Origin of the sequence: Levilactobacillus lindianensis (assembly GCF_003946095.1) — a bacterium.
Lineage (GTDB): Bacteria > Bacillota > Bacilli > Lactobacillales > Lactobacillaceae > Levilactobacillus > Levilactobacillus lindianensis.
Genome location: NZ_RHOD01000002.1, coordinates 51,923 through 70,122, shown reverse-complemented (window position 1 = coordinate 70,122; position 18,200 = coordinate 51,923). Strand labels below are relative to the sequence as shown.

13 protein-coding genes are annotated in these 18,200 nt (G+C 47.5%); all 13 read left to right on the top strand.

Annotated elements, in window-relative coordinates:
• Positions 1-127 precede the first annotated feature (127 nt).
• The gene (locus tag EKM70_RS01005) at positions 128-1,330 is read left to right on the top strand and encodes a phosphoglycerate kinase (protein WP_125544423.1); all 1,203 of its coding nucleotides are present in this window, start codon (positions 128-130) and stop codon (positions 1,328-1,330) included.
• Positions 1,331-1,473: 143 nt separating this feature from the next.
• Positions 1,474-2,232 (top strand): triose-phosphate isomerase, encoded by a 759-nt coding sequence (gene tpiA / locus EKM70_RS01000; RefSeq protein ID WP_125544421.1) that lies wholly within the window; start codon positions 1,474-1,476, stop codon positions 2,230-2,232.
• A 108-nt stretch (positions 2,233-2,340) separates the two neighbouring features.
• Positions 2,341-3,660 (top strand): phosphopyruvate hydratase, encoded by a 1,320-nt coding sequence (gene eno / locus EKM70_RS00995; RefSeq protein WP_125544419.1) that lies wholly within the window; start codon positions 2,341-2,343, stop codon positions 3,658-3,660.
• A gap of 114 nt (positions 3,661-3,774) precedes the next feature.
• Positions 3,775-4,392, top strand: a complete 618-nt coding sequence (locus EKM70_RS00990) for a hypothetical protein (protein ID WP_125544417.1) — start codon at positions 3,775-3,777, stop codon at positions 4,390-4,392.
• A gap of 464 nt (positions 4,393-4,856) precedes the next feature.
• The gene (locus tag EKM70_RS00980) at positions 4,857-6,401 is read left to right on the top strand and encodes a ClC family H(+)/Cl(-) exchange transporter (protein WP_125544415.1); all 1,545 of its coding nucleotides are present in this window, start codon (positions 4,857-4,859) and stop codon (positions 6,399-6,401) included.
• A 104-nt stretch (positions 6,402-6,505) separates the two neighbouring features.
• Positions 6,506-6,742 carry a preprotein translocase subunit SecG gene (gene secG / locus EKM70_RS00975; protein WP_057878697.1) on the top strand — a complete coding sequence of 79 codons (237 nt, stop codon included), beginning with the start codon at positions 6,506-6,508 and terminating at the stop codon, positions 6,740-6,742.
• A gap of 78 nt (positions 6,743-6,820) precedes the next feature.
• Entirely contained in the window at positions 6,821-7,564 is a 744-nt protein-coding gene (locus tag EKM70_RS00970; protein WP_125544413.1) for an alpha/beta hydrolase, read from the top strand.
• A gap of 17 nt (positions 7,565-7,581) precedes the next feature.
• Entirely contained in the window at positions 7,582-9,984 is a 2,403-nt protein-coding gene (gene rnr / locus EKM70_RS00965) for a ribonuclease R (RefSeq protein ID WP_125544411.1), read from the top strand.
• 15 nt (positions 9,985-9,999) lie between these two features.
• A complete protein-coding gene (gene smpB / locus EKM70_RS00960) occupies positions 10,000-10,473 on the top strand; it encodes an SsrA-binding protein SmpB (protein WP_125544409.1) in 474 nt (157 codons plus the stop codon).
• A gap of 303 nt (positions 10,474-10,776) precedes the next feature.
• Positions 10,777-11,424, top strand: coding sequence for a FusB/FusC family EF-G-binding protein (locus EKM70_RS00955; protein ID WP_125544407.1), 648 nt, complete (start codon positions 10,777-10,779; stop codon positions 11,422-11,424).
• Between the two features lie 349 nt (positions 11,425-11,773).
• Positions 11,774-13,609, top strand: coding sequence for a DUF5776 domain-containing protein (locus tag EKM70_RS00950; protein ID WP_125544405.1), 1,836 nt, complete (start codon positions 11,774-11,776; stop codon positions 13,607-13,609).
• Positions 13,610-13,980: 371 nt separating this feature from the next.
• Positions 13,981-15,801, top strand: coding sequence for a DUF5776 domain-containing protein (locus EKM70_RS00945; protein ID WP_125544403.1), 1,821 nt, complete (start codon positions 13,981-13,983; stop codon positions 15,799-15,801).
• A gap of 397 nt (positions 15,802-16,198) precedes the next feature.
• The gene (locus tag EKM70_RS00940) at positions 16,199-18,013 is read left to right on the top strand and encodes a MucBP domain-containing protein (RefSeq protein ID WP_125544401.1); all 1,815 of its coding nucleotides are present in this window, start codon (positions 16,199-16,201) and stop codon (positions 18,011-18,013) included.
• Positions 18,014-18,200: the final 187 nt, after the last annotated feature.

Genomic DNA, 18,200 nt, shown 5'->3' with positions numbered 1-18,200 from the left:
GAGGGAATTCTCCGACGCGTTTTTCATTGACACAAAGGACAGAAGTTCTTTGAAATTCCCATGGATTTACGGTATATTGTGACCGTAATCTGATAAATATTTGAGCACTCAAGGAGGTTTTTCTAAATTGGCTAAATTAACAGTTTCTGATTTAGACGTTAAGGGCAAAAAAGTCCTGATGCGTGTGGACTTCAACGTCCCAATTAAAGACGGTGTGATTGGTAACGACAACCGAATCGTGGCAGCTTTGCCAACGATCAAGTACGTTATCGAAAACGGTGGTAAGGCAATTCTGTTGTCTCACTTAGGCCGGGTTAAGAAGGAAGAAGACAAGCCAGGTCTGTCCATGCGTCCAGTCGCAGAACGACTTTCTAACTTATTGAACAAGCCAGTTACCTTTGTCCCAACGACTGAAGGCAAGCAGCTTGAAGATGCTATTGATGGCTTAAACGACGGTGATGTTTTAGTTATGGAAAACACCCGTTATGAAGACGTCAAGGATGGCGAATACGTTAAGCGTGAATCCGGTAACGACCCTGAATTAGGCAAGTACTGGGCTTCATTAGGTGACGTCTTCGTTAACGATGCGTTCGGTACGGCTCACCGTTCCCACGCTTCTAACGTTGGTATTGCTTCTAACATGGCCCAAACCGCTGCTGGTTTCTTAATGGAAAAGGAAATCACCTTCATCGGCGGTGCCGTGGACAACCCTGAACACCCATTCGTTGCTATCTTGGGTGGTGCCAAGGTTTCCGACAAGATCGGTGTTATCGATAACTTGTTAGCTAAGGCTGACAAGATTCTTATCGGTGGTGGGATGACTTACACCTTCTACGCTGCTAAGGGTATGAAGATTGGGAATTCTCTCGTTGAATCCGACAAGATTGACCTGGCCAAGGAAATATTGGACAAGGCCGGCGACAAGCTGGTATTGCCTGTTGACTCAATCGTTGCCGAAAAGTTTGACAACGATGTAGCCCACAAGACGGTTGAAGGCGATATTCCTGATGGCTACATGGCCTTGGATATCGGACCTAAGTCTGTTGCAGCATTCGAAGATGTTTTGAAGGACGCTAAGACCGTCGTTTGGAACGGACCAATGGGTGTCTTTGAAATGAGTAATTATGCAGAAGGCACGTTGGAAATTGGTAAGTTCTTAGGAACCTTGAAGGATGCTAAGACGATCGTTGGTGGTGGGGATTCTACTGCTGCCGTTCAACAACTCGGCGTTGCTGATCAACTTTCCCACATCTCAACTGGTGGTGGGGCTTCCCTCGAATACCTCGAAGGTAAGACTTTGCCAGGGATCGCTGCAATTTCTGATAAATAACTTTATAAAGAGCTGTGGTGCCCGTCATCGCGGCTCTTTGTTCTGAGCATGGTCACCGTTGAAGCGTCTTCGCTGGCTTATCTGCCCCCAATTCGGTAAGATGATGATCGTAGTCAATTTATTTTTAGAGAGGGTGGAGTAGGTTGCGAATACCACTCATTGCAGGTAACTGGAAAATGAATAAGACGGTGGCGGAGGCTCAGAGCTTCATTACTGCCATCCAAGGTAAATTACCAGCAGCCGATACCGTGGAAACGGCGATCGCTGCCCCAGCATTGTTCTTGCAGACCATGTTGGACGCTAATCAGGAAGAGGTTCTCCGTATTGCGGCTGAAAGCTGTTATTACGAAGATGAAGGGGCCTACACGGGTGAAACTAGCCCTAAGGCCCTCCACGCGATGGGGATTCCCTATACGATTGTGGGTCATTCTGAGCGACGTCGGTACTTTAACGAAACGGATGATGTGATTAATCGTAAGGTTCAGGCCGTCTTTCGAAACGGCATGACCCCGATTATCTGTTGTGATGAAACGATGGGTCGCCGTGAATCTGGTGAAAGAATTCACTGGGTCGTCAACCAAGTTTCAGCTGCGTTAAAGGGTGTCAGTGCGGAAGATGCCGCTAAAATTGTCGTCGCCTATGAACCAAGCTGGGCGATTGGCAGTGGCACGACAGCTTCCTCTGACCAAGCTGAAGAAGGTTGTTACCTGATCCGGCAGACATTGGCTGATATCTATTCAGATGACTTGGCTAATGGCGTTCGGGTGCTCTATGGTGGGAGTGTTAAGCCAGATAACATTGCTGGCCTAATGAAAAATGCGAATGTCGATGGGGTGCTGGCCGGAGGCTCTAGCCTCGATGAACAGTCCTTTGTCGAATTAGCAAACTACCAAAATATGTAAATAGGTAAAATTGTGATTGAAAGTTCAAAGTTAAACTTATAAAATAAAGCATGGGATGGTTGTCTTGTTCCCGTGAAGCCAAACTTTCATAAGGAGAGAATACAAAAAATGTCTATTATTTCTGATATTTACGCACGCGAAGTCCTAGATTCTCGTGGTAACCCAACTGTTGAAGTTGAACTCTACACCGAAGCCGGTGCAATGGGCCGGGGGATCGTTCCTTCTGGTGCCTCTACTGGTGAACACGAAGCCGTTGAACTTCGTGATGGCGACAAGAGTCGTTTCATGGGTAAGGGTGTTACTAAGGCCGTTGACAACGTTAACAATTTAATTGCCAAGGAAATCATTGGCTACGATGTTACCGACCAACGTGCCATTGACCAAGCCATGATCGACTTGGATGGTACGCCAAACAAGGGTAAGTTAGGTGCCAACGCCATTTTAGGTGTTTCCTTAGCCGCTGCCCGTGCCGCTGCTGACGAATTGGGCCAACCATTGTACAACTACCTTGGCGGGTTCAACGGTCACGTATTGCCAACCCCTATGATGAACGTTATCAACGGTGGGAAGCATGCCAACAACAAGGTTGATTTCCAAGAATTCATGATCATGCCTGTTGGTGCTAAGTCCGTTAAGGAAGCCGTTCGGATGGGTTCAGAAACGTTCCACAACCTGAAGGCTTTGCTCAACGAAAAGGGCTACTCAACTGCCGTTGGTGACGAAGGTGGTTTCGCTCCTGACTTGAAGAACAACGAAGAACCATTCGAAATCTTAGTTGACGCTATCAAGCGTGCTGGCTATGTTCCTGGTAAGGACATTGCGATTGCCTTTGACTGTGCTGCTTCCGAATTCTACAATGCTGACACCAAGAAGTACGAACTTAAGGGTGACGGCAAGGATTACACGGCTGACGAATTCGTTGGTTTGTTGGAAGAAATCGTTGACAAGTACCCAATCGTTTCCATCGAAGATCCTTTGGACGAAAACGAATGGGCTGATTGGCAGATGGCCACTGAACGCCTTGGCAAGAAGGTCCAAATCGTTGGTGACGACTTATTCGTTACGAACACGGACTACTTGGCAAAGGGGATCAAGATGGGTGTTGCCAACTCTATCTTAATCAAGCTGAACCAAATCGGGACTTTGACTGAAACCGTTGAAGCCGTTGAAATGGCTAAGCAAGCTGGTTACACGGCCGTTATCTCTCACCGTTCTGGTGAAACTGAAGACACGACGATTGCTGACTTGGTTGTGGCCTTAAATGCTGGCCAAATCAAGACTGGTTCAATGAGCCGTGGCGAACGGATCGCTAAGTACAACCAATTAATGCGGATCGAAGACCAATTAGGTAAGACTTCCGAATACAAGGGGATTCACTCCTTCTACAACTTGGATGAAGATGCCCGTTTGGCCATCATCAACAAGTAATTCAAATTAAGCTTTCAAAATCGGTCGACCTTTAGGGGTTGACCGATTTTTTTGATCCCACTGCGAATTTTTCCGGTTGTTTCCCGGAGTTAACTTTAACGAAGGGGGAATTCGATGATTAATTTACGGGTACAGCTGGTTCTAGGAGCCATGATGCTGGGGAGCTTAGGCGGCGCTGTTGTGACGGGGTACGCTGCGGATGGAAAATCGGTCACGGTGAAGGTGCGGCATATGGTTGAAGCAACTGATGATGACGGAGAGAAAGTCGATTGGCTTTATCAACAAGAATCGCAGGTTGGAAAAATTGGTGAAGCATTACGTCCTAATGCTGAACTATCGACATTCTTGACGTACTCAGCACGTTCTTTTGGGGAAGATGCTGAGGTTGACTGGCATTATCACAGAAGAGTACCGGCGCATGTGTCAGTGGCCTATAGTTCTGACGGGCGGACAGTTGGCAGATACAGCTCGACGCCTAAATTAACGATTGGTGGTCGGGTGAAGTTAGTCGCACCAGCAGGGTATGCGTTGACGCCTGGTAAAGGGGTGTTACAGATGGCTACGAAGAAGGAGAATAATTGGACGATTCCCGTAGTGGTAATTGGGGATGTGACTGAGGGCAACGAGTCAACTACTGATAAGAAGCCCGAGAAGCCAGTCCCAGAGCAACCACCGGTCTTAGTTCCGCCGGTAGCCCCAGTTTTACCACCAACGACTGTGCCGCAACCATAACCACAACCACAACCACAACCACAACCACAACCACAACCACAACCACAACCACGACCACAACCACAACCACAACCACTTCCTGAAGAGCTTCCGGATAAGAAGCCCATCCCCCTGATTCATCCACTGCCAGACTGGGCCGAGTCAATTGATCACGAAGTGGTGCCCGTTACAGCCATGGAACCAGACCATCCGTTAATCGAAAACAAACAGCCAAGTAGCTCAGAAAAGCGAAGGCAACATCGAATCAATGCTAAGCCCGCTAGTAGCCACGCTCATCGTTCTCGCTCGGTTAAGCAACAACTCCCTCAAACTAACGAGAAACGTGGACTAGCAGGCTGGTGGGGCCTTATTATGGCTAGTATTTTAGCTAGCTTGGGTGGACTTCGCCGGCTTTTCCATTAAATCCCGCCAAAACTGTGATAAACTAATTAGTAGACAAAAAATCACAGTGGAGGGATTGGCTAATGAAGCAGAAGCGACAAACACCGCATGATTTAACCCGGTTGAATGCAATTCTATTTGGGGCCCTAGTGGGACTCTTAGCCGGCGCGGTAGTCAGCATTTTTCGCTTAATCATTGAACACATGCTAACTGGTGTTCAGGTAATCTATGGTTGGCTCGGCCAACATCCTCTCGGGCTAATTCCGTGGGCCGCCTTGATGGTTGTCCTGGCCATTATTATTGGTCACTGGATGAAGGCCACGCCCATGATCAATGGATCTGGGATTCCTCAGGTTGAGGGACAATTAGCCGGTGAAATAGATTACGCCTGGTGGCCAGTTCTTTGGAAGAAGTTTGTTGGGGGAATTCTCGGGATTGGTTCCGGGCTCTTCCTCGGACGTGAAGGACCTTCGATTCAATTGGGGGGAACTGTTGCACAAGGACTAGCAGATCGTTTGAGTTTTACCGGGACTCGCCGCCGGCTAATCATTGCTGGTGGTGCCGCCGCGGGGCTTTCCGCAGCGTTTAACGCGCCGATTGCCGCAACACTCTTTATTTTGGAAGAGGTGTACCATAACTTTTCAACACTGGTGTGGCTGACGTCACTGACCAGTGCCGTCATGGCTAACTTCGTGTCGAACGAAGTATTTGGCCTCACACCCGTGTTACATATTCTTTATGAACAAGCCTTACCACTGAAGTATTATGGCTTATTACTACTCCTGGGTGTTTTGCTTGGTGTCTTAGGCTTCGGCTATCAGTGGATTACCCTGCACGCCAGTGAGTGGTATGCCAAGATTAACTGGTTGCCCAATCATTTGAATGGCATCATTCCATTCTTATTGGTCATTCCGATCGGGTTGCTCTGGCCAATTACGTTAGGTGGGGGGAATCAGATGATTGTGACCTTTGCCAAGCAAACGCCACTGATTTGGCCCCTGATTGGTTTCTTCGTATTACGATTTGTTTTTTCTATTATTAGTTATAATTCTGGACTTCCTGGTGGGATCTTCTTGCCAATCTTGGCACTCGGGGCCTTATTGGGTGCCATTGGTGCTCGTGGCTTTGTGAGTCTGGGTTGGTTACCCCCAATGTTTGTGGCGAACTTTATTATTTACGCCATGGCAGGGTACTTTGCGGGGATCTCGAAGGCCCCCTTTACGGCGATCCTCTTGATTACCGAAATGGTGGGGACCTTGCATCACTTGATGCCGCTAGCGGTAGTAGCGATCGTTGCCTACATTACGGTGGATGTTCTGGGTGGTGCGCCAATCTATGAGGCTATGCTTCAGCAACTGGTCACGCCAGCTAAACCCAACGCTGCGGGAATTACCGATCGGGTAGAGTATTCGATTGGTGAGAATTCTGGTTTTGTGGATAAACAAGTCCGGGATCTCTCCTGGCCAACAGGTTCCTTATTGGTTGCGGTCCGTCGTGGTGAACGCGAAGTCATTCCCCATGGGGATACGCTCCTGCGGGCAGGGGACACGCTAATCGTGCTGACTTATCATCGTAACCGCGCCTATGTCCGACAGCGGTTAGGAAGATTGAACGATTTGCCTGAATGATCGTGAGATTAGGCCGGAGACTGGTAAAAATCCGGCGACTATGATAAATTAGACAGAGTATAGTTAGACCTATTAGACCTATTCGATAGGTAGGAGGCAAATTTGTGTATAATTTTTTAATGACCTGTATCTTAATTGTCAGTGTGTTGATCATCATCGCTGTAATGATGCAACCCGCTAAGACCAATGATGCGTTGTCCGCGTTATCTGGTGGTGCCGATGATTTATTTGCCAAACAAAAACCCCGTGGCTTTGAAGCCTTCATGCAAAAAGTAACGGTTATTTTGGGAGCCATCTTCTTCGGACTGGCATTGGCTTTAGTATATCTATCTTCACACTAGAGATTAAGCCTCCTGTTTGTTCGTTACAGGGGGCTTTTTTACAGACTATCTCAACATCGTGGAAAGTGGTGGTTTGACATGATTCGAAAACCAGTCCCACTCTTCTTTGAAGGGGGACCACAAGCAGTTATTCTGCTCCACGCCTATTCGGGTAGCTCTAACGATATGCGCCTGCTAGCACGCTATCTTCAGGGTCAGAACTATACGGTTCTGGCACCGATCTTTACGGGCCACGCGACCGGGGACCCCGCGGATATTTTACGTGACGGTTCACCGCAGCAGTGGTGGCAAGATACCCAGGATGCGATAGCATTGTTACGCCAACGTGGCTATCAACGCATTGCTATCTTTGGACTATCACTTGGTGGGCTGTTTGCGACCCGGGCTTTACGCGAGGATCCTACGTTGGTGGGGGGTGGCACGTTTGCTTCTCCCGTTATCTTTCGGGGAACGACTCACGTTCCAGCCGCGTTCGTTCGGATGGCACAGACAGTTTATCGGCAGGAGAAGCTTCCTGCGGCGGATCTGCAGGCAAAGATGACCTGGATTCAGGACCATCTGCCAGCGCAACTAATGGCAATTCAAGCGTTTGCGGATACGACCGCAACGCATTTAAACCGGATTAAGCAACCCGTGTTCATCGCCCAAGGAACGGCTGATGAGATGATTGACCCCCGATCGGGCCAATGGTTAGCGGCGGCCTATCCGGCGACTCAAGTTGATTTTCACGAGTATGTAGGTGCGAGTCACGTTTTAACCGTGAACAGCGCGCACCACGCTTTGGAAACTGACTTACTGACGTTTTTACACACAATCTTTTAAATAATGAGGAATCGATAGTGCAAGATAATTTAAAGAATGATTTAACCGCGTTCTTCCGGGCACACTCGGATGAGAGCTACACAGTAGAAGATATTTCTGACGCGCTCCATTACCATGGATCAGCTGCCTTTAAGCTGATCGTACAGGAGCTGGCACAGTTAGAACGAGACGGCTTAGTTCAGGTTACTGAACACGGCCATTTTCAACTTGACCCGAGCCAACGCACGTTGACTGGGATTTTCCATGGGAATGACAAGGGCTTTGGCTTCGTGGCTTATGACGAAGACAAGATTGAACCAGATGCCTACATTGCTCCTAACAATACGTTACGTGCTTTAAATGGCGATACCGTCAAGATTGAAATCGTTCGTGCCGGTGATCCGCGTACGGGTAAGGGCCCCGAAGGTAAAGTTACGGAAATTGTAGAACACCACTACGAACAAGTCGTGGGTGAGTTCATGCAGACCGATGACGATGCTGGATACTTGGGACAAGTGCGTCTAACCGACAAGAAGATCATGAAGTACAAGTTCTACGTGACTAACGTGGGCTTGAACCCCACACCAGGTGAAGTGGTTACCGCTGAAATTACGGAGTTTCCGAATGAAGCGCACCCCGATGCCATGGTGGGGATTGCCAAGCAAGTGATCGGGAGTGTTGACGATCCTGGGATTGATATCCTGCAGATTGTCTACCAACACAATATTCCATCAGAATTTCCAGAAGAGGTCATGCAGGCCGCCGATGAGATTCCAGACCACGTCTTACCTGAGGAATTAAAGGGCCGTGAAGATGTGACTAAGCAAAACCTGGTCACGATTGATGGCGAATCTTCTAAAGACTTGGATGACGCCGTTACGGTGTGGAAATTACCTAATGGGAACTACCATTTAGGGGTCCACATTGCCGACGTTTCCCATTACGTCAAGGAAGACTCAATTCTCGACAAGGAAGCCTACAAGCGTGGGACCAGTGTCTACTTGACCGACCGGGTTATCCCAATGTTGCCACGGCGCTTATCCAACGGGATCTGTTCTCTTAACGAGGGCGAATTGCGTTTGTGCATGAGCTGTGACATGGAAATTGACCAAGAAGGTCATGTGATCAAGCGCCGGATTCACCCGTCATTCATGCGTTCTAAGGCGCGGATGACGTATACGGCGGTTAACCAGATCTTGGAAGCTCACGATCCCGTTACTATGAAGCGTTACGATGAATTGGTCCCAATGTTTGAAGCCATGGGCGAACTTCACCGTATCCTGGTTAAGCAACGGAAGCGTCGTGGGGCCATTGATTTTGATGACCGCGAAGCTGAAATCATCGTGGACGACAAGGGTCACGCTATTGACGTGAAGTTGCGGACACGGGGGATGGCTGAACGGATGATCGAATCCTTCATGCTGGCTGCCAACGAAACGGTTGCGGAACACTACTTCCGTGCTAAGGCACCATTCCTTTACCGGGTTCACGAAACGCCAGATGGCGATCGGGTGAAGAGTTTCTTCGAATTCTTAACGGCCTTTGGGATTAACGTTAAGGGTGATCCGAACCACTTACGGCCCAAGATGTTGCAAGGTGTCTTAAAGCAGGTTGCGGGTCAACCGGAAGAAACCATGGTTTCAGTGATGATGTTGCGGAGCTTGAAGCAAGCCCGTTATGCAGACCAATCACTGGGTCACTTTGGACTGGGTGCAGAGTTCTATACCCACTTCACGTCCCCAATTCGTCGTTACCCAGATACCATGGTTCACCGGATGATTCACTATTACGAAGACCATGGGATTAATGCCGCCAGCAAGGAAAAGTTTGCACCAATTTTGGAAGAAATTGGGGTTCATACCTCCGAAGCCGAACGGCGGGCAATCGATGCCGAACGGGACACTAACGACATGAAGATGGCCGAATACATGGCCGATCACGTTGGTGAAGAGTTCGATGCGGTTGTGGCTTCAGTCTTGAAGTTCGGGATGTTTGTTGAATTACCAAACACCATCGAAGGTTTGATTCATATCAGTCGGATGAAGGATGACTACTACGAATACGTCGAAAAGTTCATGGCCCTAGTCGGTCGGAACACGCGGCGGACGTACCGAATCGGCCAAGAGATTTGCGTTAAGTTAATCCACGTCGACAAGGAACAAAGTGAAATTGATTTTGAATTACTCAATCCGGAAGCTGCCCCGGTCAGTGATCTGTTGCCACATCGCGAACACCGTTCACGTGCTGGTAACTACCATGGCCGTTCCAACAACCGTGGTGGGAGTAATAACCATAGCAATAACCACGGCGGTGGTAACCGTAATGGCAACCACCGCAATGGGAATCAACGATCAACTAATCAGCGAGGCAATAACGGCAGTCACCGCCAGAACAACAACGGTGGTCAACACCGTAATAACTCGCAAGGTGGTCGGCACTAAACGAGGTGACGAGACTTGGCTAAAACAAAATCCAAGAAAACACCAGATAATCTTTTGGCGCAAAATCGTAAGGCTCGGCATGATTACCGAGTTACCGAAACGGTTGAGGCTGGCCTGGTTTTGACTGGGACCGAAATCAAATCGGTACGTGAGCGGCGGATTAACTTGCAAGATGGGTTCGCTCAGATTCGCAATGGTGAAGCCTGGCTAATGAACATTCACATCAGTGAGTACGTTCAAGGTAATCGGTTTAACCATGATCCGCTTCGTAACCGGAAACTGCTCCTGCATAAGAAGCAGATTCACCGGTTAGGACTGGCGGCACAGAACAAAGGGGTCACTTTGATTCCGTTGAAGGTGTATCTCAAGCATGGGTTTGCGAAGGTTCTCCTTGGCGTTGCCGAAGGGAAACGGGAGTATGACAAGCGTGAGACCATCAAACGACGAGAGCAAGACCGCCAGATTGCACGTGTGATGAAACGCTATTAGATAAAGGAAGTGCCTGAGACAAATGTCTTAGGCACTTTTTGCGTTCCAAACGTCTATCGGCGGTTAATACGCATTGACTAACTGCCTTTTGCCACACTCGCTTCTTTTGATTGCTTTGGAGTTGCAATCCGCTGGTAGATTCGGTACACTAGTAAACAATTCAGCTAAAAAAACTGAATGCAAGGAGATGATCGACGATGATGGCATCGTTATTTGTACGGAAGAGTGCTGGCTGTTAGCGACACTTTTCTGCATTACCTTTCAGAGAAGTGTCAGGTTTAAATCTGAAAGGAAACTTTATTCATGGAAACAACAATAACTGCATACAACTATAGTGATATCACCCAGAAGGTCAATACGCTCGTTAGCGCCTATCTCTCGGTCAACGACAGCCGCATGCGGCGAGTCATTCGCGACAGCACCATTGCCGAGATTCAGGCGATTCTACCGACTGACAATCCGATTACCGAAGCGTTCTTAGAGCGTCTGAAGCCGGATCGATTGACACGTGAGGCTGCCGCAGCCTTACTTCCGACGCTGGAACCGCTAGTCGACCCCTTTCCAGATCTGACGCCGAAGCAATTGAGTAAATTGTTTAGGAAGGTCAAGAAACTGAAACAGCCCGAATGGGCGTCGGTCAACCGACATCAGCTCACGTATCTGGGCTGGAATGATGGGGGTAATCAGAAGAAATATCTGGTGGCGCCGTATCAAGGCAAATTGATCGGTATTCAGGGTGATATGGGTCCCAAGACCGTTAAAAATCTGTGTGCCATTTGCCACACGATTGGGAATGTCTCGCTCTTTGTCTCCACGACGAAGAAGTCGGGGCTGGGGACCTACACACGTAACGGCAATTATATTTGCCGTGACAGTGACCAGTGTAATCGGCAGTTGACCGATCCGCAGGCCTTAGCAGAGTTCATCGAGACCGTGCGTTCAAAACGCTAGTCTAATTAAATTTAAACTTTAAATAGAGTCGTTATCCTCGTTCAACGTGGGTAGCGGCTTTTTCGTGTTGTAGATTCACCAAAAAATATCAGAAAAAAGCAATGATAACTATTCGAAAATTAAACTTTAAATTTAACCCATGAAGAAACCTGACGTGGGGCGGCTGCGGGAACGTCGACTTTGTGAATTTTAGAATTTATGGTGCAGATGCCGAACCAAATGGGTCGTTTTTTGCCAGTGAGAACTGAGAAGGGTAGCCAGGTCTGACCGAACGATGGTATTATCATTTCCAAGATATGAAGTACAAAACTTCACATAATATAAAAAAACGAAAGCTGAGGAAACTACCATGAAGAAATGGCAAGCAACGCTCCTATTCACGAGTCTCGTCCTTGGAATTACCCAACCTATTGCTGTATTAGCTACACCTAGCGCACAAACAACTGTAACGGCTCAGGCCGCAACCACGGAATCTGAAGCGAGCCACTCCGACGAAACTAAAGGCGATATTGTCGCTGAAGGGGACTACGGTGTGCATTGGTACTTGACGGCCGCGGGCGAATTACATTTAGGTGCAGGAACATTAGAGGATACACCAATTCCACCAACCACGGGTGACGGCTCAAACAATGGGCAGTTATCGACACAGATTGCTGAAGCACAGGGGATTACCGACCCCAAACTACCACAATTACAAGAGGTCGGTGAACAAGTTACCAAAGTGGTCTTGGACGGACCAGTGGCAACTTCAGCCAATGCAGTTAACCTCTTTGCCCAGTTTGGTCATGTGAGCGAATATGTTAACCTTGATAAATTGGACACGTCGGCGGCAACCTCGATGAAGGGGATGTTCTATTCGGACCAAGCCTACGTGGACCCGGAAGATAACGAAACGAAAAATGGCAATAACGTGCTGACCGAATTGGATGTTTCGCACTTTGATACGAGTCACGTGACAGACATGACGAACATGTTCACTCAGTTACGAAAAGTTTCTAATTATAACTTATCGAGTTTCAACACTGACCAGGTGACGAGTGCTGGGTCGATGTTCTTTGGAAACTCATCATTGAAATCACTCGATATGTCACACCTGACTTTCGCCAATTTGAAGGTTGCGGCCTTCATGTTTAGTGGGAGTGACCTAGAAGTGCTACGACTCGACTCATTCGCACCACCGGCTAACTTTACTGGCTGGGCAATGTTTGGTGGTAAATCAACGCTCCAACAGTTAACCTTGGGACCGAAGACGACCCTAACTGGGGACACCTACCTGAATGATGCCAATACTATCGAAGATGAGGCCTTTCTTGACAACTGGCAGGCCGTGGGTAGCGGGAAGGTTAAGAACCCGTTAGGTGATAAGTATGAAACCGGAAGAGCTGTGACCAAACTGTATGCCGGTGAAGATAAGCCAAGTGCAGTTGAAACGTATGTCTGGGAGCCAGTCGAGCGCGAAGTTGAACCAACCCCAGCGCCCGTAGAGCAAGGACAACCGGTGACTGTGAAGCATTTAGATACCAAGGGCAAGCGCCTCGCAGCTGATCAAGTGTTGACGGGGAATGTCGGAGAAGCTTATAAGGCAGAGTGTCTCGCCATCAACGGCCACAAGCTCCACAAGGTTGCCGGTGATACCAAAGGAACCTTTACGAGCACACCAACCACGGTGACCTTCCATTACATTCCACACCAAACGACCGGCGGAGAATCCGATGGGTCCGTGCCAGTGAACGGGATTGTTTACGCCAAGAAGACCATCAACTTGCACAGTAACAAGAACTTTACGGATAAGACACCTAAGGTCACTTACCACAAGCAGAAACGGGCCAACCGACCAGTATTTGTGGTGACCGGATACGCAACGAGTAAACAAGGCTACAAGCGTTACAAGGTTCGTGACGTGAACCAGAACTCCAAGACAGCTGGTAAGACGGGTTACATCACGGCAAAATACGACTATGTTTCCTCGGCGTACTACGTGTTAAACCAGAAGAGAGTGAAAGTGCTAGGAGCTAAAGGTATCAACGGCTACAAGCAAAAGAACTTGAAGGATAAGGTCCGTCACTACCAGAAGGGCCAAACGCTCAAAGTTAAACGAATCATCAGTAACAACAAGATTACCCGCTTCCAATTGACCAATGGCCAATACGTCACTGGTAACAAGAAGTTAGTTATTGCCGAATAGTAACATTTAGCATCGTGAGTGTTATAGCTCACGATGCTTTTTACATATAAAAGTGAGGTCGGTCCCGTCAATAAGAGAGTTCAGCCTTTGACAATTGCTGATTTCGTTTACTCTGTTGCATAAGGCCAGAGGCCATCCTAGAAAATTCAAATCAGGACGCCTTATCACCAGAAGCCCCGCAACCAAGGCGATAACAGGTGATATAAATCAATGAATATTAAAATGTATGAGATAATGAAAGGAAAAGAATGGGAACTTTTTTGAAATGTGTGCAATAAAATGCTGGCAAAAATAAATTAACGGTGTTACTATGTTTAGGGGAAAAGTAAGCGATTTCACAATATCATTTTTTGAAAGTTGAGGAGACTACCATGAAAAAATGGCAAGCAACAATTTTACTCGCGAGTCTTACCTTAGGGGTGACGCAGCCATTGGCCACATTGGTTGGCCCAAGTGTGCGGACAGCGGTGACAGCAAAGGCAGCCACGACATCTGACCCGACTAAGTCAGACATTGCCGTCGAAGGGGACTATGGGGTTCATTGGTATTTGACGACCTCTGGCGAACTTCATTTGGAAGCCGGGACATTGGCCGAGCCGACAAGTTCTGAAATTGCTGGGAATAGGGGACAATTGGTCTCGCAGATTGCGCTTAAAGAAGGAAACTCGGCGCCGACCGAAGCAGACCTGAACGAGGTTGGGGAGCAAGTGACCAAAGTTGTCCTGGATGGACCGGTAGCCACTTCGTCGAATGCCACCAACCTCTTTGCCCAATTTGGCTTTGTCAGCGAATATGTCAATCTTGATAAGTTGGATACGTCCGCAGCAACGACCATGAAAGGGATGTTTCTTTCGGGGCAATCTTATGTCGGTGCAACCGGTGGTCGGACTGGAAACAACGTCTTACAGTCACTGGACATCTCTCATTTTGATACGAGTCACGTGACCGACATGTCGTTTATGTTCTATCAACTCAGAAAAGTTGCCAATTTGGACTTTTCGCACTTTAATACGGATAATGTCACCAATACCACGTCAATGTTTTTAAATGATGCTGCTTTGCAGGAATTGGATATGTCCAAACTCACTTTCGCCAGTCTTAAGAATGCGGCCTACATGTTTAGTGGCAGTAATATTCAAATCCTGCGGCTTGACTCGTTTGCGCCACCAGCTGACTTTGGTGGAAGCTCGATGTTTAATGGGAAATCGACTATTTGGCAACTGACTCTGGGACCCAAGACAATTTTTACGAAGGATAACACTTATCTTAACGATCCCAACACCATGGACGACGATGAATTTCTTCACAGTTGGGAAGCTGTCGGTGAAGGGACGGTTCAGAATCCATTGGGTGAGCGTTATGCCAAGGGAGCTGAAGTTGCGGCGCTCTATAAGGGTGACCACAATCCAGCAGCCGTAGAGACTTACGTCTGGGAGCCAACGGAGCGAGTCATTGAACCGGTGACGCCACCGGTGAATCCACCAGTCACGCTGGGGCAACCCGTTACTGTGAAATACGTGGACGCCCAAGGCAAGAAACTCGCCAACGATCAAATCTTAACGGGAACGTTTGGGGCCACCTATACCGCTGAACGGCTGGCAATTACCGGCTATAAGTTGGACAAAGTGACAGGGGATGAGCGTGGGACTTTCGGAAGCACGCCGACAACGGTGACCTTCCACTACGCCACTGATCTCTCAACTGGTGGTTCTGGGGCAACGGTCGTCCCAATCACGGGTGTGCTTTACGCCAAGAAGACCATCAACCTCTATAGCAGCAAGAATTTCTCGAAGAAGACCAAGAAGGTTACTTACCGTAAGCAGAAACGGACTAACCGGCCCATGTTTGTGGTGACCGGAAATGCCAAGTCTAAGCAGGGTTACCGTCGTTACAAGGTTCGTGACGTCAACCATCACTCCAAGACGGCTGGCAAGACAGGCTATATCACGGCCAAGAGTGCTTATGTTTCTTCGGTCTATTACGCTAAGAAGCAGAGTAAAGTAAAGGTCCTGAATGCCAAAGGGGTTAATGCTTATAAGCAAAAGTCCTTAAAGGGTAAGGTCCGTCATTATAAGAAGGGCCAGACACTAAGAGTTAAGAAGATTGTCGGCTATAAGAAAACGACGCGATTCCAATTGACTAACGGCAAGTATGTCACAGCCAATAAGAAATTAGTGATTGCTCAGAAGTAGTTGTGTTAACTAAATAACGTCAAAATGCGTCCTCCCAATGATTAATTACCAATTTGGAGGACGCATTTTTTGATGTTACAGGTTATCTAAAAAGCTGGACATCCTAAAAAAGGATGACATATAGCACCGAAAATTGGTGTATGATATAAACGAATGAATGGCTGTGTATTACAAGCTTTGTCGTCTTTGAAAACGCCATAAACAGTGGATTTTGATGATTATATAACTAATAAGCAGGCTAACCGGCATGAACAAACTGCCGTTTTTGAATAAGTGTGGAAAAAATTCCTTCCCTTTTATGATTGTAGGTGTTATTATATACATATCGAAACGTATTAGCGAAATACTTATTTGAAGTAATTCTTACTAGGGAATTATTATGGAGGAGGAAGTATTCATGAAATGGCAAGCAACGGCACTATTATTTGGATTAACTCTGGGGGTTGCACAACCGATTAGTGCGGTTGTTTTACCTAATTTTGCACCGGTAGTTACGGCGAAGGCTGCGGCGGATGCAGATACGACATCAACGGATACCGATGATGCCGACGAAGTTCAGGGGAGTTTTGGAACATCACACTTCTACATGAAGTCTGATGGGGTCTTGCACTTCGGTGCTGGGACTTTTGATGATCTCAGATTTTTCGCTAATTATGGGGACGAATCTCAGATGGGACGGGTATTAGTTACTGATGATGGTGTGAACCTCAATGATTATGGGGTTGCTATTGGTAAGGGTGCTAATACCCATGAAGCCGCTTTAATCGCTGCAAAAAAAATTACGCGAATTGTGCTTGATGGTCCGGTAACAGCACCGGTCAATTCAAATAATTTATTCGACAATTTACCGAATTTAACGGGGATTGATAATTTAAATCTGTTGAATACAACTCAAGTGACTAGTATGGATCATATGCTTGCCGGTTTGCCAAAGGTTACCTCACTTGATGTTTCAAAATTTGACACCTCACGTGTTACAACGCTTGCCAGTATGTTTTCTGGTGATAAAATACTGAGTTCTGTGGATGTCAGCAACTTTGAAACGCCTAATTTGATCAATGCAGGGTATATGTTTAATCGAGATGCCGCGCTCAAAGAAGTCAACTTTGCGAAGGCGACTTTTTCTAAGTCAGTTGTGTTGAATTCACTGATTGCCCACACGGGTGTTGAAAAGATCGGTCTGAAGGATTTTGCCGGAAATACGTCAGGTATTTTTAACCAGGCGAGTGCTCTCAAGCAATTTTCAATGGATTTTAGTGCTAGCACACAAACCACTGGAAATCTCCCAAATGTTAAAGCAACTGATGAGTATACCGGTAAGTGGCGGGCTGTAGGCAAGGGGACTGTTGGTAATCCTTTAGGGCAAACCTTTGATAGTGGGGCTGATGTCTTTAGTGACCGAATCAACCAGATTACTGGCATGGAAACTTACGTTTGGGAACCCGTAACACCGGTTATCGAACCCACGACGCCGGATGTTGATCCCGCAACACCAGTGGTACCAACCGAAAGTGCCCAGCCAGTCACGGTCCACTATGTTGATAACGACGGGAAGAAACTTGCAGACGATGTGACCTTAACTGGTAAGTTAGGCGCAAGTTACCAAGCTGAAGAATTAGGCTTCTCTGGTTATAAGTTGGCTTCAACCGATGGACAAGCTAAGGGAACTTTTACGACTAACCAGCAATCCGTGACATTCCACTATGCACCAGACTTAGTTTCGGGTGGGGACGCCGACACGATTGCACCGTTGACCAGTGTGGTTTATGCGACCAAGAAGATTAGTCTTTACAGTAGCAAGAACTTCTCCAAGAAGGCCCGCAAGGTAACTTACAGCAAGCAGAAGCGGACGAACCGGCCAATGTTTGTAGTTACCGGCTACGCTAAGTCCAAGCAGGGTTACAAGCGTTACAAGGTCAAAGACGTTAACCATGAATCCAAGACGGATGGTAAGACGGGTTACATCACCACGAAGCACGCTTACGTGGCACCGGTTTACTACGCTGTTAAGCACAAGAAGATTCAAGTGATCAATCCTAAAGGGGTCAACAGTTACAAGAACAAGGCTTTGAAGACCCACAAGGTAAAGCACTACAAGAAGGGCCAAACCTTGAACGTGAAGAAGATTGTGTCTTACCACTTGACGACGCGTTACCAATTAACGAATGGCAAGTACGTCACGGCTAACAAGAAATTAGTTATAGCGAAATAAACTCTGAGGTCAATGCGTTCAGCGTGTTGACCTTTTTATTTGCCAAAATTTGGGTAAACAAAAAGGACCTGGGACAAAGGTCTCAGGTCCGGTTTGCGTTCCGAATATCAATAGTCGAAACGTGTGACAAAGGGCAGTCAACTTCGCTTAACCCCGATAGACAAACAATCCAAGACCAGGATTAGCC